At 65.4% G+C, this 20,041-nt stretch carries 16 protein-coding genes and 1 pseudogene; 9 read left to right on the top strand and 8 right to left on the bottom strand.

Annotated elements, in window-relative coordinates; genetic code table 11:
• Positions 1–444, bottom strand: coding sequence for a DUF2214 family protein (locus tag NTH_RS11975; RefSeq protein ID WP_338530224.1), 444 nt, complete (start codon positions 442–444; stop codon positions 1–3).
• Positions 445–530: 86 nt separating this feature from the next.
• Positions 531–2,816 carry an NADP-dependent malic enzyme gene (locus tag NTH_RS11970; RefSeq protein WP_338530223.1) on the bottom strand — a complete coding sequence of 762 codons (2,286 nt, stop codon included), beginning with the start codon at positions 2,814–2,816 and terminating at the stop codon, positions 531–533.
• A 203-nt stretch (positions 2,817–3,019) separates the two neighbouring features.
• Between NTH_RS11970 and mutS the strand changes: the two genes are divergently transcribed.
• From mutS to murJ, 3 genes are all read left to right on the top strand, one after another.
• Positions 3,020–5,677, top strand: a complete 2,658-nt coding sequence (mutS, locus tag NTH_RS11965; protein ID WP_338531889.1) for a DNA mismatch repair protein MutS — start codon at positions 3,020–3,022, stop codon at positions 5,675–5,677.
• Positions 5,678–5,793: 116 nt separating this feature from the next.
• Positions 5,794–8,601 (top strand): [protein-PII] uridylyltransferase, encoded by a 2,808-nt coding sequence (locus tag NTH_RS11960; protein ID WP_338530222.1) that lies wholly within the window; start codon positions 5,794–5,796, stop codon positions 8,599–8,601.
• A gap of 222 nt (positions 8,602–8,823) precedes the next feature.
• Complete coding sequence (gene murJ, locus NTH_RS11955; protein WP_338530221.1) at positions 8,824–10,392, top strand: murein biosynthesis integral membrane protein MurJ; 1,569 nt, start codon at positions 8,824–8,826, stop codon at positions 10,390–10,392.
• A gap of 2 nt (positions 10,393–10,394) precedes the next feature.
• Here the strand turns inward: murJ and ptsN are convergent, their stop codons facing one another.
• The 6 genes from ptsN to NTH_RS11925 form a co-directional block, all read right to left on the bottom strand.
• The gene (ptsN, locus tag NTH_RS11950; protein ID WP_338530220.1) at positions 10,395–10,859 is read right to left on the bottom strand and encodes a PTS IIA-like nitrogen regulatory protein PtsN; all 465 of its coding nucleotides are present in this window, start codon (positions 10,857–10,859) and stop codon (positions 10,395–10,397) included.
• 48 nt (positions 10,860–10,907) lie between these two features.
• Positions 10,908–11,483: a ribosome hibernation-promoting factor, HPF/YfiA family gene (gene hpf / locus NTH_RS11945; protein ID WP_338530219.1), complete on the bottom strand. Its 576-nt coding sequence runs from the start codon at positions 11,481–11,483 to the stop codon at positions 10,908–10,910.
• Between the two features lie 231 nt (positions 11,484–11,714).
• A complete protein-coding gene (gene rpoN, locus NTH_RS11940; protein ID WP_338530218.1) occupies positions 11,715–13,226 on the bottom strand; it encodes an RNA polymerase factor sigma-54 in 1,512 nt (503 codons plus the stop codon).
• 154 nt (positions 13,227–13,380) lie between these two features.
• The gene (lptB, locus tag NTH_RS11935; RefSeq protein WP_422392390.1) at positions 13,381–14,187 is read right to left on the bottom strand and encodes an LPS export ABC transporter ATP-binding protein; all 807 of its coding nucleotides are present in this window, start codon (positions 14,185–14,187) and stop codon (positions 13,381–13,383) included.
• A gap of 11 nt (positions 14,188–14,198) precedes the next feature.
• Positions 14,199–14,750, bottom strand: a complete 552-nt coding sequence (locus NTH_RS11930; RefSeq protein WP_338530217.1) for an LptA/OstA family protein — start codon at positions 14,748–14,750, stop codon at positions 14,199–14,201.
• Positions 14,747–15,460 (bottom strand): LPS export ABC transporter periplasmic protein LptC, encoded by a 714-nt coding sequence (locus NTH_RS11925; protein ID WP_338530216.1) that lies wholly within the window; start codon positions 15,458–15,460, stop codon positions 14,747–14,749. Before NTH_RS11925 ends, NTH_RS11930 begins: the two co-directional genes overlap by 4 nt.
• A 282-nt stretch (positions 15,461–15,742) precedes the next feature.
• Between NTH_RS11925 and sppA the strand changes: the two genes are divergently transcribed.
• The 6 genes and pseudogenes from sppA to lspA all read left to right on the top strand — a co-directional run bounded on the left by sppA (position 15,743) and on the right by lspA (position 20,014).
• A complete protein-coding gene (gene sppA / locus NTH_RS11920) occupies positions 15,743–16,699 on the top strand; it encodes a signal peptide peptidase SppA (protein WP_338530215.1) in 957 nt (318 codons plus the stop codon).
• A gap of 98 nt (positions 16,700–16,797) precedes the next feature.
• Positions 16,798–17,085: pseudogene (locus tag NTH_RS11915) on the top strand (integration host factor subunit beta); the annotation flags it as partial.
• A gap of 39 nt (positions 17,086–17,124) precedes the next feature.
• Entirely contained in the window at positions 17,125–17,460 is a 336-nt protein-coding gene (locus NTH_RS11910; protein ID WP_338530214.1) for a LapA family protein, read from the top strand.
• A 195-nt stretch (positions 17,461–17,655) separates the two neighbouring features.
• Positions 17,656–18,684 carry a class I SAM-dependent methyltransferase gene (locus tag NTH_RS11905; protein WP_338530213.1) on the top strand — a complete coding sequence of 343 codons (1,029 nt, stop codon included), beginning with the start codon at positions 17,656–17,658 and terminating at the stop codon, positions 18,682–18,684.
• A complete protein-coding gene (locus tag NTH_RS11900) occupies positions 18,681–19,535 on the top strand; it encodes a TrmH family RNA methyltransferase (RefSeq protein ID WP_338530212.1) in 855 nt (284 codons plus the stop codon). The genes NTH_RS11905 and NTH_RS11900 overlap by 4 nt, the downstream gene beginning before the upstream one ends.
• Positions 19,532–20,014, top strand: coding sequence for a signal peptidase II (gene lspA, locus NTH_RS11895; RefSeq protein ID WP_338530211.1), 483 nt, complete (start codon positions 19,532–19,534; stop codon positions 20,012–20,014). The genes NTH_RS11900 and lspA overlap by 4 nt, the downstream gene beginning before the upstream one ends.
• Positions 20,015–20,041: the final 27 nt, after the last annotated feature.

Genomic DNA, 20,041 nt, shown 5'->3' with positions numbered 1-20,041 from the left:
CTATCCGGTCCAGCGGGCCATCATCGCCGCGAATATGAGGATGAAGGCAAAGGCGACGATCTGAAAGACGAGGAATCGGCGGGCGGCGCCGATCTCCGCGTCGGGCACGACATAGGCGCCGTCCTTGCCGGCGCGGCTCCATGCCAGGATGCGTATGGTCGGCCTGATCGACAGCAGCGCGACGATGAGGAACGCCAGCATCTTACCCCAGAAGGCATGGTTGCCGGCGTAATATTCCCAACCCTTCAGCCCATAGAACACCCGGCCGAGCCCGACGGCGATAACGGCCAGCGCCAGCACACCATACATGCGGTCGATATGGGCGAGGGTCTTGAGCTCCCTTCCGCCGAGCCCCTTGCGCATCAGCGCGAACTCGCCGGCCAGAATGCCGGCGAGCGTGAAGACAAGGAGATGATGGAGAATGGCTAGCACGAGATCGGTCATGGAAAGCTCCGTGGGAATGCTGGCTTTGGAGGGATCAGGCGGGTTCGGTTCGGTCTGGCGCCATCATGTCACGGCCTTCCAGGCGATCAGGCTCCCGCGCTGTAGGCGGCGATGGCGGCCATGTTGACGATGTCGGAGTCCTTGGCGTTCAGGGAGACGATCTGCACCGGTTTGTTGAGACCCACGAGCAGCGGCCCGATGACGGTCGAGCCGCCGAGCTCCTGCAGCATCTTGGTGGAGATCGAGGCTGAGTGGAAGGCCGGCATGACCAGCACATTGGCCGGTCCCGACAGGCGGCAGAAGGGATATTGCTGCATCAGACGCGGGTTGAGCGCGACGTCGGCGGCCATCTCACCATCATATTCGAAATCGACGCGGCGCTTGTCGAGTATCTTCACCGCCTCCTGTACGCGCTCGGAACGCTCGCCGGGCGGGTGCCCGAAAGTGGAGTAGGCGAGCATGGCGATGCGCGGCTCATAGCCCATGCGGCGGGCGAAGTTGGCCGCCTCCTCGGCGATGTCGGCGATCTGGTGAGCGTCGGGCATGTCGTGGACGGCGGTGTCCGCGACGATGACGGTGCGTCCGCGCGCCAGCACGACGGAGGCGCCGATCACCCGGTGCCCAGGCCTTGCGTCGATCACGCGCCGCACATCGTCGAGCGCGGTGGAGTAGTTGCGGGTCACGCCCGTCACCATCGCATCGGCATCGCCGAGCGCCACCATGGTGGCGGCGAAGTGGTTGCGGTCGTTGTTGATCAGGCGCTGACAGTCGCGGAAGAGATAGCCCTTGCGCTGCAGGCGCTCGTAGAGATAGTCGGCATAGATCCCGTTGCGGCGGGAGAGCCTGGCGTTGATGATCTCGATGCCCGGTTTTGAAAGGTCGACGCCGGCGTTCCTGGCCGTATCCTTGATCTGTTCTTCCCGGCCGAGGAGGATTGCCGTACCCAGCTTCTGGTTGGCGTAGGAGACGGCCGCGCGCATGACCTGCTCCTCCTCGCCCTCGGCGAAGACGACGCGCTTGGGCTGGCGGCGCACGCGATCGTAGATGCGCTGCAGCGTGGAGGCGATGGGATCGCGGCGGGCGGAAAGCTCGTTGGTGTATTTGTCGAGGTCGAGGATCGGCTTGCGCGCCACGCCCGAATCCATCGCCGCCTGCGCGACGGCCACCGGGATCGCCGAGATCAGCCGGGGGTCGAACGGGACCGGGATAATGTAGTTCGGCCCGTATTTCGGGCGGTTGCCCTGATAGGCGGCGGCCACGTCGTCCGGCACGTCCTGGCGCGCCAGATCGGCCAAGGCCTGGGCGGCGGCCACCTTCATCGCGTCATTGATGGTGGTAGCCCGCACGTCGAGCGCGCCCCGGAAGATATAGGGGAAGCCGAGCACGTTGTTGACCTGGTTCGGATAGTCCGAACGGCCGGTCGCCATGATGGCGTCGGTGCGGATTTCCGCCACCTCCTCCGGCGTGATTTCCGGGTCGGGATTGGCCATGGCGAAGATGATGGGGTTCTTGGCCATCGATTTGACCATGGCAGGCGTCAGCGCGCCCTTGGCCGACAGGCCGAAGAAGACGTCGGCCCCGTCCAGCGCATCAGCGAGCGTGCGCCTGTCCGTCTCCACGGCGTGGGCCGACTTCCACTGGTTCATGCCCTCGGTCCGGCCCTTGTGGACGACGCCCTTGGTGTCGCAAAGGATCACGTTCTCAGGCCTAAATCCCAGCGACTTGACGAGCTCGATGCAGGCGATGCCGGCGGCGCCCGCGCCGTTGCACACGAGCCGGGTCGACTGCATGTCGCGGCCGGTCAGGTGCAGCGCATTTATGAGGCCGGCGATGGCGATGATCGCCGTGCCGTGCTGGTCGTCATGAAAGACGGGAATGTCCATCAACTCGCGAAGCTGCTGCTCGATGATGAAGCATTCGGGTGCCTTGATGTCTTCGAGATTGATGCCGCCGAAGGACGGGCCGAGCAGCTTCACGCAATTCACGAAAGCGTCGGCGTCTTCCGTGTCGACCTCCAGATCGATGGAATCGACATCGGCGAAGCGCTTGAACAGCACCGCCTTGCCCTCCATCACCGGCTTGGAGGCCAATGCTCCCAGATTGCCGAGGCCGAGAATCGCTGTGCCGTTGGAAATCACCGCCACGAGATTGCCGCGCGTCGTGTAGTCAAAGGCGCGGCTCGGGTCTTCCGCGATGGCCTGGACAGGCACCGCGACGCCGGGCGAATAGGCGAGCGACAGGTCGCGCTGCGTGGCCATCGGCTTGGTCGGTGTGATCTCCAGCTTTCCGGGCCGCCCCATGGAGTGGAAATCGAGCGCTTCCTGCGGGCTGACCGAGGGGCCTTGCCGTTCGTTTTTTTCCTTATCGGGCATGTGCGTCTGATCCTCCCGGAACGCCTTCTTGTGGAGTTTTGCCGAAGTCGAGTGCATAAGGCTACACTCCGGCTCCGTAAATGGCCAAGAAGGGACATGGTTGGAGATTCCGCAAGGGGCGTGTTTTGAACGACGAGACGCTGATCGCCGCGCGCCCGGCCGAGCCGGCCGCACCGCCGCCCGCCAATGCCGGCGCGACGCCCATGATGCAGCAATATCTGGAGATAAAGGCGGTCAACGCCGATTCGCTGCTGTTCTATCGCATGGGCGATTTCTACGAGCTGTTTTTCGAGGACGCCGAGATTGCCAGCCGGGCGCTGGGCATCACGCTGACCAAGCGCGGCAAGCACCAGGGCGACGACATACCCATGTGCGGCGTGCCGGTGCATGCGGCGGACGACTATCTGCAAAGGCTTATCGGGCTCGGGCACCGGGTCGCCGTATGCGAGCAGATGGAGGATCCGGCGGAAGCGAAGAAGCGCGGCTCGAAATCGGTGGTGCGGCGCGATGTCGTGCGGCTGGTGACGCCCGGCACCATCACCGAAGAAAAGCTGCTCGACCCCGCCCAGGCGAACTATCTGATGGCGCTCGGCCGCGTGAAGGGCGGAGACGAACCGTCGCTGGCGCTCGCCTGGATCGACATTTCGACCGGCATCTTTCGCGTCGCCGCCACCAGCGCCGATCGGCTTCTGGCCGACATTCTTCGCATCGACCCGCGCGAATTGGTGATGGCCGAAACGGTCTATCACGACCCCGCGCTGCGGCCGGTTCTCGACGCGCTCGGGCGCATCGCCGGGCCGCAGCCGACCAGCACCTTCGACAGCGCCAGCGCGGAAATGCGGCTGACGCGCTTTTACGGCGTGGCGACGCTCGACGGGTTCGGGCAGTTCTCGCGGGCCGAGCTTTCGGCCATCGCCGGGGCGGTCGCCTATGTGGAAAAGACGCAGGTTTCCGAGCGCCCGCCGCTCGGCCGGCCCGAGCGCGACGACGAGAGCCGCAGCCTGTTCATCGATCCTGCCACCCGCGCCAATCTGGAGCTGACGCGCACGCTTTCGGGAAACCGCGAGGGCAGCCTTTTGAAGGCCATCGACCGCACGGTGACGGGAGCGGGCGGGCGGCTTCTGGCCGAGCGGCTGACGGCGCCGCTGACGGACCCGTCCGTCATCGCCGAGCGGCTCGATTCGGTCTCCTTCTTCCTGGCCGAGCCCAGCCTGCGCGATCAGTTGCGGGAGACCCTGAAGGGCGTGCCCGATTTCGCCCGGGCCTTGTCGCGCATCGCGCTCAACCGCGGCGGTCCGCGCGATCTGGGCGCGCTGTCGGCGGGCCTGACGGCGGCGCGGGAGGCGGCGGGGCTGCTTGGTGCCAGGGACCTGCCGGCGGAATTGCGGGCGGCCGTCGAAAAGATCGAGGCGCTGCCTGGCGAGCTCGCCGCCCATCTCGACCGCGCGCTGGCGGATGAGCTGCCCCTTCTCAAGCGCGACGGCGGCTTCGTGCGCGCCGGCTATGACGGCGAGCTGGACGAAATGCGGGCGCTGCGCGACCAGTCGCGCCGCATCATAGCGGGTATGGAAAGCGACCTGATCGAGGAGACGGGCATCCGCTCGCTCAAGATCCGGCACAACAATGTGCTGGGCTATTATATCGAGGTCACGGCCAACAACGCCCAGGCGTTGAACGGCTCCGACGAGGCCAAGGCGCGCTTCATCCACCGGCAGACGATGGCCAGCGCGATGCGTTTCACCACCACGGAACTGGCGGAGCTGGAGACAAAGATCGCCAATGCCGCCGACCGCGCGCTGGGCATCGAGCTTGGCGTGTTCGAACGGCTGGTGGCCGAAGTGGTGGCAGCTTCGGACGCCTTGCGGGCGGGAGCCGCGGCGCTGGCCGTGCTCGACGTTTCGGCGGCGCTGGCCGTGCTGGCGGAGACCGAGGATTACTGCCGTCCGCAGGTCGACGACAGCCTGGATTTCCACATCGAGGGCGGCCGGCATCCGGTGGTGGAGCAGGCGCTGCGCAAGCAGCTGGCCGAGCCCTTCGTGGCCAATGACTGCGATCTTTCACCAGCTGAAAGTGCAAAATTCGGGGCAATCTGGCTGTTAACCGGCCCCAATATGGGCGGAAAATCGACCTTTTTGCGCCAGAATGCGCTGATTTCGGTCCTGGCTCAGATGGGATCCTTCGTCCCGGCGCGGCAGGTCCGGCTCGGCGTGGTGGACCGCCTGTTCTCGCGCGTCGGCGCCTCCGACGATCTGGCGCGGGGCCGTTCCACCTTCATGGTGGAGATGGTGGAGACGGCGGCCATCCTAAACCAGGCGGGCGAGCGGTCGCTGGTGATCCTCGACGAGATCGGCCGGGGCACGGCCACGTTCGACGGGTTGTCGATCGCCTGGGCGGCGGTGGAATATCTGCATGAACACAATCGCTGCCGGGCGCTCTTTGCCACCCATTTCCACGAAATGACGGCGCTTTCGGAAAAGCTCGGCCGGCTTGCCAATGTGACGATGCGGGTGAAGGAATTCGAGGGCGACGTCATTTTCCTGCATGAGATCGGCAAGGGCGCGGCCGACCGCTCCTACGGCGTCCAGGTCGCGCGGCTGGCGGGCTTGCCGCCGGCGGTCGTCGAGCGCGCGCGCGCCGTGCTGCACGAATTGGAGGAAGGCGAAACCACGGGCAAGGCGGCGCGCCTTGTCGACGACCTGCCGCTGTTCACGGCTGCCGTGCGGCAGGAGCCGGAGAAGCCGAAAAAGCCGGACCGTCTTTCGCAAACGCTGGCCGGCCTCAACCCCGACGAGATGACGCCGCGCGAAGCGCTGGAGGCGCTTTACCGGCTGAAGGAGGAAGCGGGACGGCAGAGAAGCTGAAGGCACGAGGCCGGTAATTTATCGAAAGCGTGGCCGCGCGTCGCCATTTCACCGCTGCCGCAAAAGCGCTATAGACGCCGGAACGTGGCGCGCTGCGCCACCGGCAAGAGGCGTTTATGGCAAGAATTCCCCTTAAGCTCGACCAGATCATCGACGGCGCAAAGCTGCGCGAGAAGCTTGCGGCGATCGGCAATGAGGGCGAGGCCACCTCCGCCGCCGCCCGTACCAAGGTCATGAAGCTCCTGAAATCGACGCTGGCCGAAGGGCGGGCGGCCGCCGAGGCCATGCTTTCGGAGGACGGCGGCGGCACGGCCTGCGCCATCCGCCTTTCCCATCTGATGGACGAGATCGTCCGGGCGCTCTACGCCTTCGCGGGCACCCATATCTACAAGTCCGAGAATCCCTCGACCGCAGAGCGCATGGCGGTGATCGCCGTCGGCGGCTATGGGCGCGGGACGCTCGCGCCGGGCTCGGACATCGACCTGCTTTTCCTGCTGCCCTACAAGCAGACGCCCTGGGGCGAGCAGGTGGCCGAATACATGCTCTACATGTTCTGGGACATGGGATTGAAGGTCGGCCATGCGACCCGCAACCTGGACGAATGCGTGCGACTGGCGCGCACCGACTTCACCATCAGCACAGCCGTGCTGGAAGCCCGCTTCATTTGCGGCGAAGTCGCCCTCTACGACGAACTCATCGCGCGTTTCGACGAGGAGGTGGTGAAAGACACAGGCGCCGACTACATCCACGCCAAGCTTGCCGAGCGCGATACGCGCCACGCCAAGGCCGGCGAAAGCCGCTATCTCGTGGAGCCCAACATCAAGGACGGCAAGGGGGGACTGCGCGACCTGCACACGCTGTTCTGGATCGGCAAATATTACTACCGCGTGCGCGAGGCCGAGGAACTGGTGGAGAAGGGCGTCTTCACCCGCCGCGAATATCTGCAGTTCCGCAAGGCCGAGGACTTCCTGTGGGCGGTGCGCTGCCACCTGCATTTTCTGACGGGCAAGCCGGAAGAACGGCTGCATTTCGACGTCCAGCGCGATATTGCCGAGCGGCTCGGCTATACCAGCCATCCGGGACTGTCGGACGTCGAGCGGTTCATGAAGCACTACTTCCTGACGGCAAAGTCGGTCGGCGACCTCACCCGCATCTTCTGCGCCGCCCTCGAGGAGGAGCAGGCCAAGCATGTGCCCGGCTTCAACCGCATCTTCCTGACCTTCTCGCGGCGCAAGCGGAAGCTGGCCGGCACCAGCGACTTCATCATCGACAATCACCGCATCAACATCGCCGATCCCGGCGTGTTCGAGCGGGATCCGGTCAACATGCTGCGGATGTTCTGGTTCGCCGACCGGCATGGTCTGGAATACCATCCCGAAGCGCTCAAGCTGCTCACCCGCTCCCTGAGGCTCATCGACCGCAATCTGCGCCGCGACAGGGAAGCCAACCAGCTTTTCATGGATTTGCTGACCTCGAGCCGCGACCCGGAGCTCAACATGCGCCGGATGAACGAGGCGGGGGTGCTGGGCAAGCTCATCCCCGAGTTCAACAAGATCGTGGCGATGATGCAGTTCTCCATGTACCACCATTATACGGTGGACGAGCACCTGATCCGCTGCATCGGCGTTTTGGCCGAGATCGACCGCGGCGAAGGCGACAAGGCGCATCCGCTCACCCATGAGCTGATGAAGGGCCTCAAGGCGTTCCGCCCGGTCCTCTACACCGCCGTCCTCTTCCACGACATCGCCAAGGGCAGGCCGGAGGACCATTCGGTCGCCGGCGCCAAGATCGCCCGCAGGCTGTGCCCGCATATGGGGTTCGACAAGGCGGAGACGGAGCTTATCGCCTGGCTGGTCGAACAGCATCTGACGATGTCGATGACCGCCCAGACCCGCGATCTCAACGACCGCAAGACAATCCAGGATTTCGCCGACATCGTGCAGTCCGTCGACCGGCTCAAGCTGCTTCTCGTATTGACCGTCTGCGACATTCGCGGCGTCGGCCCGGGCGTGTGGAACGGCTGGAAGGGCCAGCTCCTGCGCACGCTCTACTACGAGACGGAACTGCTGTTGACCGGCGGCTTCTCCGAGGCTTCCCGCGCCACCCGGGCCGAGCGCGCCCGCACCGAGCTTGCCGAAGGCCTTGCCAATGCCGGCTGGGAGGAGAGTGAGGCCCGGCGCTATGTAAGGCTGCACTACGAAAACTACCTTTTGGCGGTCGACCACAAGGACCAGCTTCGCCATGCCGCCTTTATCCGCGCCGCCGACCGCGAGGGCAAGGCGCTGGCGACCATGGTCAAGCCGCATACGTTCGAGGCGGTGACCGAGATCACCGTGCTGGCGCCCGATCATCCGCGCCTGCTCTCGGTGATCGCCGGCGCCTGCTCGGCAGCGCAGGCCAACATCGTCGATGCGCAGATCTTCACCACGACGGACGGGCGGGCGCTCGACACGATCCTTATCAACCGCGCCTTCGATTTCGATGCCGACGAGCGCCGGCGTGCCGAGCGAGTGGGCAAGCTGATCGAGGACGTTTTGGCGGGCAGGACCTATCTGCCCGAGGTGATCGAACAAAGGGCTAAGTCCCGGCGGGCGGCGAAGGCCTTCAGCGTGGAGCCGCGGGCGGAGGTGCGCAACACGCTGTCGAACCGCTTCTCCGTCATCGAGATCGAATGCCTGGACCGGCCGGGCCTGCTGTCGGAGATCACCGGCACGCTGTCGAACCTGTCGCTCGACATCGCCTCGGCCCACATCACGACCTTCGGCGAGAAGGTCATCGACACATTCTACGTGACGGACCTGACGGGGCAGAAGATCGACAATCCCGACCGGCTGGAGGCGATCAGCCGCAAGCTGCTGGCGACGCTGGAAAAGGGTCCGTCCGGCAACGGGGCCAGGAGCAAGACAAAGGCAATGGCGGAATGATGGTCATCGCGCATGCTTGCTCCCGCACACCTCCCTCTGCCCTGCCGGGCATCTCCCCCTCAAGGGGGGAGATCGGCCTTCACAAACGACTTGCATCCCCGGCAGCGTTGAAGATTGGCAAAATCTTCGAGGCCGTCCAATCTCCCCCCTTGAGGGGAGATGCCCGGCAGGGCAGAGGGGGGTGGTGCAGAGGCGCCGCCGCAAATCCGGCTTCTTCCTCTCATGAGCCTTATCGGGAAATTCGCCAGCGTGGGCAGCGCGACCATGGCGAGCCGGGTGCTGGGTTTCGCGCGCGAGGCGCTGATCGCGGCGGCGCTTGGCGCGGGGCCGGTGACCGACGCCTTCTACGCGGCCTTCCGTTTTCCCAATCTCTTCCGGCGGCTCTTTGCCGAGGGCGCGTTCAACACGGCGTTCATCCCGCTCTTTGCCAAGGAGATGGAGGGCGGCGGGATGGAGGCGGCCCGCAAGTTCGGCGAGGACGTGCTGGCGGTGCTCGTGACGGTGCTGGTCGCGCTGTCGGCGCTGGCGATGATCGCCATGCCTTTCCTGGTCGCGACCATCGTCGCTCCCGGCTTTACCGACACGCCCGAAAAGTTCGACCTCACGGTGGCGATGACGCGGATCATGTTTCCGTATCTCTTCTGCATGTCGCTGGTCGCCATGCTGTCGGGGGTGATGAATTCGATGCGGCGGTTCTTTCTGGCCGCGCTCGTTCCCGTGCTGCTCAACGTCATTCTCATCGCCGTGCTCATCGCCGCCCTGGCGGGCGGCTTCGACGCGCGCGCGACCGGCCATTGGCTGGCCTGGGGGGTCTTCGTTTCGGGCTTCACCCAGCTCGGCATCCTGGTGGTCGCCGTGCGGCGGCACGGATTCTCGATGCGGCTGCGGACGCCGCGGATGACGCCGGCTGTCAGGCGGCTTCTGGTGCTGATGGGGCCGGCGCTGCTGACCGGCGGCATCATGCAGATCAATCTCCTGGTCGGCACGATCATTGCGTCGCAGCAGGACAAGGCGATCTCGCTGCTCAATTTCGCCGACCGCATCAACCAGCTGCCGCTCGGCGTGATCGGCATCGCCGTGGGGGTCGTGCTCCTGCCGGAGCTTTCCCGGTCGCTCAAGGCCGGCGATCTTGCCGAGGCGCAGCATCTGCAGAACCGTTCGCTGGAATTCGCGCTCGGCCTGACGGTGCCGGCGGCTGTCGGCCTGATGGTCATGCCCGCGCCCCTCATCGCCCTGCTCTACGAACGGGGCGAGTTCACCGCGCTGGACACGGCCATGACCGCGTCGGCGCTGGCCGCCTTCGCCAGCGGCCTGCCCGCCTATGTGCTGGCCAAGGTGTTCCAGCCGGGCTTCTTCGCGCGCGAGGATATGAAGACGCCGATGTGGTATTCGCTGGCGTCGGTGGTGACGAACATCGCCGTCAGTCTGGCGCTGTTTCCTTATCTCGGCCATGTCGCCATCGCCATCGGCACGTCGGTCTCGGCCTGGGTCAACGTGGCGCTGCTGGCCGGCACGCTGTGGCGGCGCAGCTATTTCCGCCCCTCGGCGCTCACCCTGCGGCGGGTCGCGATGATCGTGCTGTCGAGCGCCGTCATGGCGCTCGTGGTCTGGGCGCTGATGTCGGCGCTTGGCGGCACGCTGGCCGAGGGCGGCACGTTGCTGCGCGGGCTGGCCGTGCTTCTGATCGTCGCGCTCGCGGCGCTTTCCTATCTGGCGCTGGCGGTCCTGACCGGGGCGGTGGACCGCAACGAGATCAGGGGAATGCTTCGCAGGCGCCCTGCCAGATCGTAATTTCAGGCGGCGTTCGAGGCGGGGGCCTGGGACAGAAAGGTGTGGATGGCGGTTGCGTCCTTGGTGCCGCGGATCTTGTCGGTCGTGTCGCTGTCGCGCAGGACACGGGCAATGCGGGACAGGGCCTTCAAATGGTCGGCACCGGCCCCCTCGGGAGCCAGAAGCAGGAAGACCAGATCCACGGGCAGGTCGTCGAGCGCGTCGAACTCGACCGGATGTTCCAGGCGCGCGAAAACGCCCTTTATCTCCTTGATGCCCGGCAGCTTGCCGTGAGGGATGGCGATGCCATTGCCCACCCCGGTGGAGCCGAGCCGCTCGCGCTGGAGAATCGTATCGAAGATTTCGCGCTCGGACAGCCCGGTTACGGCGGCGGCCTTTTCCGACAGGAGTTGCAGAACCTGTTTCTTGGAATTGGCCTTCAAGGCGGGCACTATGGCCTCGACCTCGATCAGATCGCTCAAATCCATGTCATGCATCCTCTGCTTCGGCGCTGGCTGCAAGGCCGCCGGCCGATATCATCCGTTGGCGACAGCCGACGGGTCGATCCAGCCGATATTGCCGTCCGCGCGGCGGTAGACGATGTTCACTTCGTTGCTGCCGGCATTGCGGAACACGAAAACGGGACTGTCCTTGGTATCCAGCTCGATCACCGCCGAGGCGACCGACATGGACTTCAAGGCCATCCGTGATTCGGCCACCACGGTGGGGGCGTAGTCCTCGGGCACCTCGTCATCCTCGTCGGCGACCGGCGCCATGACGCGGTAGGCGATGTCCGACAGGTCCTGGCCGTCACCGGTTGCATGGGACTTGAGCCGGCGCTTGTAGCGGCGCAGGCGCTTTTCCACACGCTCGGCGGCGGCGTCGAAGGCGAGCTGCGGTTCCATGGCCTTGCCGGAACCCTGCAGGCTCATGCCGGTGTCGAGGTGAATAGAGCAGTCGGCGGCGAAGCCGGATCCTGACTTTTCAACGGTGACGCGGCCGGCAAATCCGCCATCGAAATATTTGTCGACGGCCTCGCCTATCCTGCCTTCGATGCGGGTGCGGAACGCATCGCCGATGTCCATGTTCTTGCCAGAAATGCGGAGGCTCATGTGAGAAAGGACCTTCCCTCAAGTGGATGTTCGGGTCTGAGAGTTTATACCTGTGGCCTGCGCAAACAAGGTTTCGCAACGGTAATTCCAGCCGGCCTGCCGATTTCCGCACCATGAGAGCAGAGCGCGAAGCCACCGCCCGAAACCGCTATCTCATGCGGGCGGGCTTCTAGTGGCTTCCCACCGGCTTGTCAATGAATCTCACGGGGCGAGCCCGGCCGGCGCGAGCCCTCATGAGACGGCACCGGCAAGCGCCCTTTTCTCGCGCCGGCGCTGCACGGAGGAAGGAATGTTCATGGCTTCCCTGTACTTGGCGACCGTGCGGCGGGCGATGTCGACGCCCTCCCCGTGCAGGATATCCACGATCGCATCGTCCGAGAGAACTTTTGCCGCGGTCTCCGCGTCGACCAGTCCGCGGATGCGGTCCCGCACGGCCTCGGAAGAATGGGCGTCGCCGCCGTCGGCCGACTGGATGGCGGCGGTGAAGAAATAGCGCAGTTCGAAGAGGCCGCGCGGGGTCATCATGTATTTGTTGGCGGCGACGCGGCTGATGGTCGATTCGTGCATGCCAATGGCTTCGGCGACGGTGCGCAGCTTCAGCGGGCGCAAATGACGCACGCCGTGGACCAGGAACGCATCCTGCTGGCGCACGATCTCCGAAGCCACCTTGAGGATGGTGCGGGCGCGCTGGTCCAGGCTGCGGGCGATCCAGTTGGCGCTCTGGAAACACTCGCTCAGGAACGTCTTTTCCTGCTTGCTGGCATTGGCCGAGACGGTGGCGAAATAGGTTTCGTTGACCAGTACGCGCGGCAGCGCATCGGTGTTGAGTTCGACCGCCCAGGTGCCGTCCGGCGCCGGGCGGACGATGACGTCGGGCACGACCGCATCGGCGCCGCCGCTGGTGAACGCGGCGCCGGGCTTGGGATCGAGGGCCCGGATCTCGGCGAGCATGTCGACCAGGTCTTCCTCATCGACGCCGCAGATGCGCTTCAGCGCCTGGAAATCGCGGCGGGCCAGCAGTTCCAGGTGATCGAGCAGCGCCCGCATGGCCGGATCAAGCCGGTCGCGGACGCGGAGCTGGAGGGCCAGGCATTCGGCGAGGCCGCGGGCGAAGATGCCCGCCGGCTCAAAACCCTGACAGATGCCGAGCACATGCGCGACGGCCGCCTCCTCCACGCCGAAACGCTCGGCGATCTCGGCCGCATCGCCTTGAAAATAGCCGGCATCGTCAAGACCTTCGGATAGTTCGGCGGCAAGCAGCCGTTCGAAGGGCTCGTCGAAAGCGAGGCCGATCTGCTCGCGCACGTGATCGCGCAGGGTGAGCGGGGCGGCGGCGACGTTTTCCAGGCTCCATTCCTCGCCGCTGGAGACGGCGAGCCCGTTGCCGCCGGCCGAGCGCCATTGCGCGGAAAGGTCCGGTCCGATGGATTCGTGCGTGCCCGGATCGTCCGGGAACAGGTTTTCGAGGGAACTGTCGAGGCGGTCGGAGATGGTTTCGGAAGAAGGGCGGGCGGCCTCCTCCCAGTCGCGGGCGGCCAGGTCCTGGAGCCCTTCTGGCAGGGTTTCGCCATCGGCGGCGCCGCGCTCATCGCGCTCCAGAAGGGGATTGCGCTCGATCTCCTCCTCAAGGAAACGCTCCAGTTCGACACTGGTGAGCTGAAGCAGCCGGATCGACTGCAGCAATTGGGGCGTCATGACCAGCGATTGCGCCTGACGCAGATTTAGCCTGGGTGTGAGCGCCATGTTCCGTCTTCACTGCAGGTCATGCGCAGGCATGCCTTGGCGGCATTCCTTCAGCGCAGGCGTGAATATGAACTGGCCTGACATTTGCTTGTCAAGGAAATGCGCCGCTTCCGGGCGGTAAAAGCGCAATTTTGATTAATATCGCGCGCAACGGCTACATAGTGAAGGCTTCGCCCAGATACAGGCGGCGCACATCGGCATTGCCGACGATATCCTCCGGGCGGCCATGGGTCAGCACCTGGCCGGCATGGATGATGTAGGCGCGGTCGATCAGCCCCAGCGTCTCGCGCACATTGTGATCGGTGATCAGGACGCCGATGCCGCGGCTGGTGAGGTGCCGCACGAGCTGCTGGATATCGGTGACGGCGATCGGGTCGATGCCGGCGAAGGGCTCGTCGAGGAGCATGAAATTGGGCTTGGAGGCCAGCGCGCGGGCGATCTCCAGCCGGCGGCGCTCGCCGCCCGACAGGGCGACCGAGGGCGACTTGCGCAAATGGGAGATGTGGAACTCCTCAAGCAGCGCGTCGAGGGTCTTTTCCCGTTCCTTGCGGCTCTTCTCGACCACTTCGAGGATCGCGCGGATATTGCTTTCCACGGTCAGCCCGCGAAAGATCGAGGCTTCCTGCGGCAGATAGCCGATGCCGAGGCGGGCGCGGCGGTACATGGGCATGGAGGTGACGTCGTGGCCGTCGATCTGTATCGTGCCGCGATCCACGGGCACGAGGCCGGTGACCATGTAGAAGCAGGTCGTCTTGCCGGCGCCGTTGGGGCCCAGAAGACCGACCGCCTCGCCGGCGCGCACGCCGAGCGACACGCCGGAGACGACCTGCCGGCTCTTATAGGATTTGGTGAGGCCGCGCGCGATCAGGGTGCCCTTGTAGCGCGCCAGTTCCTCGGCCGTCGGCGCGCGCTGGGCGGGGGCCTTGCGGCCGGAGGCTTTCAGTCGGGAAAGAAAGGTCACCGGGCCGCCGCTCACCTGTCCTGCGAACCGGGGGTGAGCAGCATCTTTACGCGGCCGGCCGACTTGCCGTCCTTGCAGCTCTCGAGCTTTGCCTGGCCCGAATTCATCTGCACGGTGAGCCTGCAGCCGACGATGACGTTCTCGCCTTCCGACAGCACGACCTCATCGCCCGACATGACGAGAACCTGCGTCTGCATGTCGAATGTGGCGCGGTCGCCGGTGGCGACCTGGGACTGCGACTTCACATAGACGCCGCCATCGACCTCGATACGGTCGATATTGGCGCTGCCGGTGGTGGCCGAACCCGCGTCGCCGGCATAGTAGACCCTCATGCGGCCGGACTTCATGGTGGTGTCGCCCTGAACGACGGTGACGTTGCCGGAGAAGACGCCGACGCTCTCGTTCTCGTCGACGTCGAGGCGTGCGCTTTCGATCTGGATCGGCTCGTCGCCCGAGAGCTTAAGGCCGGTCATGCGGTCGCCCGAACCCTGCGCATGAGCGGCGAACCCGCTCACCAGGGCAATTGCGACGGCCGCCCCGTAAAGCCGAAATGAGTTCATCATCGCTGCGGTTCCTCTTGCGCCCGCCTGATACTTTCCGGGTCCAGCGTTACACGTACCCGGCGGTCGAAGACCAGCTTTTTTCCGCCCTCGGACGCGCTGAAGGCGTCGGCCTCTATGCTCATGCCCTTGAGTTCTATCGCAACAGGATCGCCTGTGGAAAGCGTGCCGGCGGCAATGTCGATGTCGGCCGACGACAGGCGGGCACGGATGCCGGACGTGGTTTCCAGGGTGATGGCGGTGTCCAGACGGAGCATGTTGCCATGGCGGTCGAAGGTACCGGCCTCGGCGCTGATGCTGGCGCTGTTGCCGCTGTCGATCGGCACCGTCGCCTCGATGCCCTCCAGCTCTATGGCAGCGGTTTCGCTGCCGATCGGCTGGCGGGCGCGCGTCGCGGTCATATGGTAGGGAAGGTTCTCGTCGGTGAAGCCGTCGAGCGAGGGATTGGACATGACCAGCTTGCCGTCCTCGATGGAGGCCGAGCCCAGATCCACGGAAGCCATTCCGCCGGACGAAAGCATGGAATAGCCGAAGAACGCCACGGCCACGACGACGGCGGATGTCGGCAGCACGAACTTCAGCATGCGAACGGTGCGCGAGTGGCGCTCAGCCTTAGCAAAAGCCTCCTCCCCACGCTCGGACGACCGAAACGCCCGGGCACGCCGTTCGCCGTCGGCCTCCACCGCTTGCTGGTTCTGGCTTGCGCTAGGCATTGGATCGCCCGAAAACCGCATTGGATTTCCGGGCCGACATGTTCGAGCCGTTCATACAGTTGCTCCCGCAGAGAGGCGGCACCTAAAGGCATCCCGCCCCGACTGCTTGCCCGTTTCATCCGGTTACATCGCAATATGGCTATTTTTGGGTTAATGTCAGGGGGTTAGCTGGAAAAAATTGATCTCCACGGAAGGTTTTTACCGGCGGAACCCGGTGGCCCGGAGCATCTCCTTAGGCTACAAAGCCGCTTGACGCAGGAAGCACGAACGAGCGAGGCCTCAATGTCCCTCCGAGCCGACGACCTAATCGACCGCCGCCGCCTCAGGCGCAAGCTGACCTTTTGGCGGGTGGTGGCATTCGCGGTGATAGCGGTTGCGCTATTTTCCACCGCGCGCTGGATTTTCGCCGATCAGTTCGGCGCCGCCGGCAATCACATTGCGCAGGTGCGCATCGAAGGCACCATCCTGGAAGACGACGAGCTGCTCGACCGGATCAAGCGCATCCGCGAAAGCAACGCGGCGAAGGGCGTGATCATCACGGTCGATTCGCCGGGCGGAACCACCGCCGGCGGCGAAGCCATCTTTGACGAGATCCGCCTGCTCGCGCAGGAAAAGCCGGTGGTGGCCCAGGTCGGCACCCTGGCCGCCTCGGCCGGCTATATGGTGGCGAGCGCGGCAGATCACATCGTCGCGCGCCAATCCTCGATCGTCGGCTCCATCGGCGTGCTCATGCAATATCCCGACGTGACCGAGCTCATGGACAAGGTGGGCGTGAAGCTGGTGGCGATCAAGTCCAGCCGGCTCAAGGCCGAGCCCAACCCCTTCACGCCTACGACCGAAGAAGAGCGGGCGATGATCCGCGCCATGATCCTCGACAGCTACGACTGGTTCGTGGATCTCGTCGCCGAGCGCCGCCCGCTATCGCGCGAGGAGGCGCTGAGACTGGCCGACGGCTCCATTTTCACCGGCCGGCAGGCTGCCGAGCGCAAGCTGGTGGATGCATTGGGCGGCGAGCGCGAAGCCAGGCAGTGGCTGGCGGAAAAGGGTGTCGACGCCGACCTCGAAGTGGTCGAATGGAAGGCGCAAGACAGCCGCACCTCGCTTCTGCTGCCGGGCATGGCGGCGCGCTGGCTGGCCGGCGCGCTGGGGTTCGACCCGCAAGGCGGCCTGATGCGCGCGCTGGGCACGGACCGCATCTTCCTTGACGGTCTGCTGTCGGTCTGGCAACCTGAAAAATGACGACTGACGGATTGAAAATACGAGCAATATCACGCAGATAAGCGGGACCTGCGAGGAACCACCAAGGCAAAACCCGGCAATCGAAGCGGCGGAACGAAACAATGATCAAGTCTGAGCTTGTGCAGACCATAGCGAACAGAAACCCGCATCTGTTTCTGCGAGACGTCGAAAACATCGTCAATGCGATCTTCGACGAGATCACGGACGCGCTCGCCGAAGGCAACCGAGTGGAACTGCGGGGTTTTGGCGCTTTCTCGGTCAAGAACAGGCCGGCCCGCACGGGGCGCAATCCGCGCACCGGCGAATCGGTCAGCGTCGAGGAAAAATGGGTGCCGTTCTTCAAGACCGGCAAGGAACTGCGCGAGCGGCTGAATTCGGAAGGCTAAACGCCGAGCGTCCTTTCGGCAGCATCGTGGGAGCGTGGAATGCTCAGTCGCATCGTGACAATCATCGTGCTTGTGCCGCTGGCGGTCATCATCATTGCGCTGGCGGTGGCCAACCGCGCGCTCGTCCCGTTCACGCTGGACCCCTTCAATCCCGGCAATCCGGCGCTGACCACGCAGATGCCGCTGTTCGTGTTCCTGTTCGCCGCCCTGGCGCTCGGCATGATCATCGGCAGCGTGGCCACCTGGTTCCGGCAAGGCCGCTACCGGCGCATCGCGCGCCAGCGCAGCCATGAGGTCGATCGCCTGCGCAAGGCGGAAAACGCCAACGAACCGCGAAGCACGGCCGGGACGGCGCTGACGCGGCACAGCGGCTGAAATCGCCCCCCCCGGCAAGAAGCCGGGACGTCACCCGGCACGATGCCGCGCGGCCCCTCATCCGCCTGGCGCACCAATAGCTGTACCGGGAGACCGGCACAGGGAGGATGGGGAACGCGCCGGCAGGATACGTTGCGCGCCCCATTTCGCTGTGGCAGAAGCGGCGAAGACAATCTTCCGAACCTGGAGCCCCTCTTGAAGCCCGTGCATGCCAAGCATCGACCGCAACGCGGCAAGCGTGCCGGCGACAGGCGGCAGGAAGCGGAGAGCGGCGCCACCCCGGCGCCCGCGGCCCGGCCCGGCGAAAAGCGCCGCAGGCAGGGGCCGCTGCCCGAGGAGAAGCTGCCGCTGATCCTCGAGGTCCTGCCCAATGAGGACTATGCGCTGATCGATTCGGGCGCCGGGCGCAAGCTGGAGCAGTACGGCCCCTACCGGATCGTGCGGCCGGAGGGGCAGGCGCTCTGGCTGCCGGCGCTGCCCGAGGCGGAATGGGAGAAAGCCGACGCCGTCTTTACCGGAGACACGGACGAGGAGGGCATGGGGCGCTGGCGTTTTCCGGGCACGCCGCTCGGCGAAACATGGCCGATGCGCCACGACGGCATAAGCTATCAGGGCCGCTTCACCTCGTTCCGGCATGTCGGCGTCTTTCCCGAACAGGCTTCGCACTGGGGGCATATGGAAAGCCTGATCGTGGGCGCGCGGCGGCCGGTGAAGGTTCTGAACCTGTTCGGCTATACGGGGCTTGCCTCGCTGGTCGCGGCACGCGCGGGCGCGCAGGTGACGCATGTGGACGCCTCCAAGAAGGCGATCACCTGGGCGCGCGAGAACCAGGAGATGGCCGGGCTCAGCGACCGGCCCATACGCTGGATCTGCGAGGACGCGATGAAATTCGCCGAGCGCGAATCCAGGCGCGGCAATGGCTACGACATCATCCTGCTCGACCCCCCCGCCTATGGCCGCGGGCCGAAAGGCGAGGTGTGGCAGCTTTTCGAGCACCTGCCGGCGCTGGTGGAAACCTGCCGCGAAATCCTGTCGCCGAGACCGCTGGCGATGGTGCTGACGGCCTATTCCATCCGCGCCTCCTTCTTCGCGATCCATGCGCTGGTGCGGGACGAGTTCACCGGCATGGGCGGGGGGGTCGAATCGGGCGAATTGATCATCCGCGAGAAGGCCGCCGGAAGGGCGTTGTCGACATCGCTGTTTTCGCGATGGGTGGCGGTATGAGCGAAAGCCGGCGGGAGCTTCGCGCCCCGGGGCAGGTGAAGGAAATCACCAGCCTGACCAACCCGATCATCAAGGACATCCGCGCGCTTGCGATGAAGAAGTTCCGCGACCGCGAGCACCTCTTCATGGCCGAAGGGCTGAAACTGGTGATCGACGCGCTCGACACGGGCTGGACGATCCGCACCCTGGTCTATGCCAAGGCGGGGCGCGGCAACAAGGCCGTGGAAACGGCCGCCGCGCGCACGGTGGCCGCGGGCGGGCTGGTGCTCGAGGTGAGCGAGAAGGTGCTGTCCGCCGTCACGAGGCGCGACAACCCGCAGATGGTGGTCGGCATCTTTGAGCAGCGGTACCGCGCGCTGAAGGATGTAAGGCCGGCCGGCGGCGATGTGTGGGTGGCCCTCGACCGGGTGCGCGACCCGGGAAATCTGGGCACCATCATCCGCACCGTGGATGCGGTGGGCGCCAACGGCGTCATCCTCATCGGCGACTGCACCGACCCCTTTTCCATCGAAACCGTGCGGGCCACGATGGGCTCGCTGTTTTCCGTGCCGCTTTCGCGCGCGGCCCCGCAGGAATTTCTCGGCTGGCGCGCCCGCTTCGACGGGCTGGTGGCGGGGACCCATCTGAAGGGCTCGGTCGACTACCGGACGGTGGACTACGCGCAGGGGCCGGTCGTCCTGCTCATGGGCAACGAGCAGCAGGGCCTGCCGGAGGAACTGGCCGCGTGCTGCGACCGGCTGGTGCGCATTCCGCAGGCGGGGCGGGCCGATTCCCTCAACCTCGCGGTGGCGACGGGCGTGATGCTCTATGAAATCCGCCGCGGCATGCTGCCGCTGGAGAACAGTGCATGAAACTGCGCCCGATCGCGCCCTATGCCGGCATCGTCCTCGCCGCGCTGATCATCGACCAGATCGTCAAGAGGCTGGTGGAGGCCTCGCTGCCGCTGCACGAGCCTGTCGACATCCTGCCCTTCCTGGCGCTCTACCATTCCCGCAACACCGGGGTCGCCTTTTCCATGCTCTCCGGCGTCGAGGGGCCATGGCTGAGCCTGCTGGTGCTCGTCATCCTCGTCGTCGTGGTGGTGCTGGCGTTCAAGACCGAGAGCGCGCAGCTCTATTCGCGGCTGGGTTTCGCGCTTATCGTCGGCGGCGCGCTGGGCAATCTCGTCGACCGCGGCACGCTGGGCTATGTGGTGGACTATATTTATTTCCACACGCCGGTCTGGTCGTTCGCGATCTTCAACCTGGCGGACGTGTTCATCACCATCGGCGCGGGACTGGTCATCCTCGACGAAGTGCTCGCCTGGCGGCGCGCGCCGGCCCGCGATTGACCTTGCCGCCCCGGCCAAGCACATTCG

The organism is Nitratireductor thuwali, assembly GCF_036621415.1.
GTDB classification, from domain to species: Bacteria; Pseudomonadota; Alphaproteobacteria; order Rhizobiales; family Rhizobiaceae; genus Chelativorans; species Chelativorans thuwali.
This window is presented reverse-complemented; position numbering and strand designations above follow the sequence as displayed.

What these genes read in the sequence shown, in the direction of transcription:
- NTH_RS11975 (WP_338530224.1), bottom strand. Translation starts at nt 444, where the DNA reads ATGACCGATCTCGTGCTAGCCATTCTCCATCATCTCCTTGTCTTCACG.
- NTH_RS11970 (WP_338530223.1), bottom strand. Translation starts at nt 2,816, where the DNA reads ATGCCCGATAAGGAAAAAAACGAACGGCAAGGCCCCTCGGTCAGCCCG.
- mutS (WP_338531889.1), top strand. Translation starts at nt 3,020, where the DNA reads ATGATGCAGCAATATCTGGAGATAAAGGCGGTCAACGCCGATTCGCTG.
- NTH_RS11960 (WP_338530222.1), top strand. Translation starts at nt 5,794, where the DNA reads ATGGCAAGAATTCCCCTTAAGCTCGACCAGATCATCGACGGCGCAAAG.
- murJ (WP_338530221.1), top strand. Translation starts at nt 8,824, where the DNA reads ATGAGCCTTATCGGGAAATTCGCCAGCGTGGGCAGCGCGACCATGGCG.
- ptsN (WP_338530220.1), bottom strand. Translation starts at nt 10,859, where the DNA reads ATGGATTTGAGCGATCTGATCGAGGTCGAGGCCATAGTGCCCGCCTTG.
- hpf (WP_338530219.1), bottom strand. Translation starts at nt 11,483, where the DNA reads ATGAGCCTCCGCATTTCTGGCAAGAACATGGACATCGGCGATGCGTTC.
- rpoN (WP_338530218.1), bottom strand. Translation starts at nt 13,226, where the DNA reads ATGGCGCTCACACCCAGGCTAAATCTGCGTCAGGCGCAATCGCTGGTC.
- NTH_RS11930 (WP_338530217.1), bottom strand. Translation starts at nt 14,750, where the DNA reads ATGATGAACTCATTTCGGCTTTACGGGGCGGCCGTCGCAATTGCCCTG.
- NTH_RS11925 (WP_338530216.1), bottom strand. Translation starts at nt 15,460, where the DNA reads ATGCCTAGCGCAAGCCAGAACCAGCAAGCGGTGGAGGCCGACGGCGAA.
- sppA (WP_338530215.1), top strand. Translation starts at nt 15,743, where the DNA reads ATGTCCCTCCGAGCCGACGACCTAATCGACCGCCGCCGCCTCAGGCGC.
- NTH_RS11910 (WP_338530214.1), top strand. Translation starts at nt 17,125, where the DNA reads ATGCTCAGTCGCATCGTGACAATCATCGTGCTTGTGCCGCTGGCGGTC.
- NTH_RS11900 (WP_338530212.1), top strand. Translation starts at nt 18,681, where the DNA reads ATGAGCGAAAGCCGGCGGGAGCTTCGCGCCCCGGGGCAGGTGAAGGAA.
- lspA (WP_338530211.1), top strand. Translation starts at nt 19,532, where the DNA reads ATGAAACTGCGCCCGATCGCGCCCTATGCCGGCATCGTCCTCGCCGCG.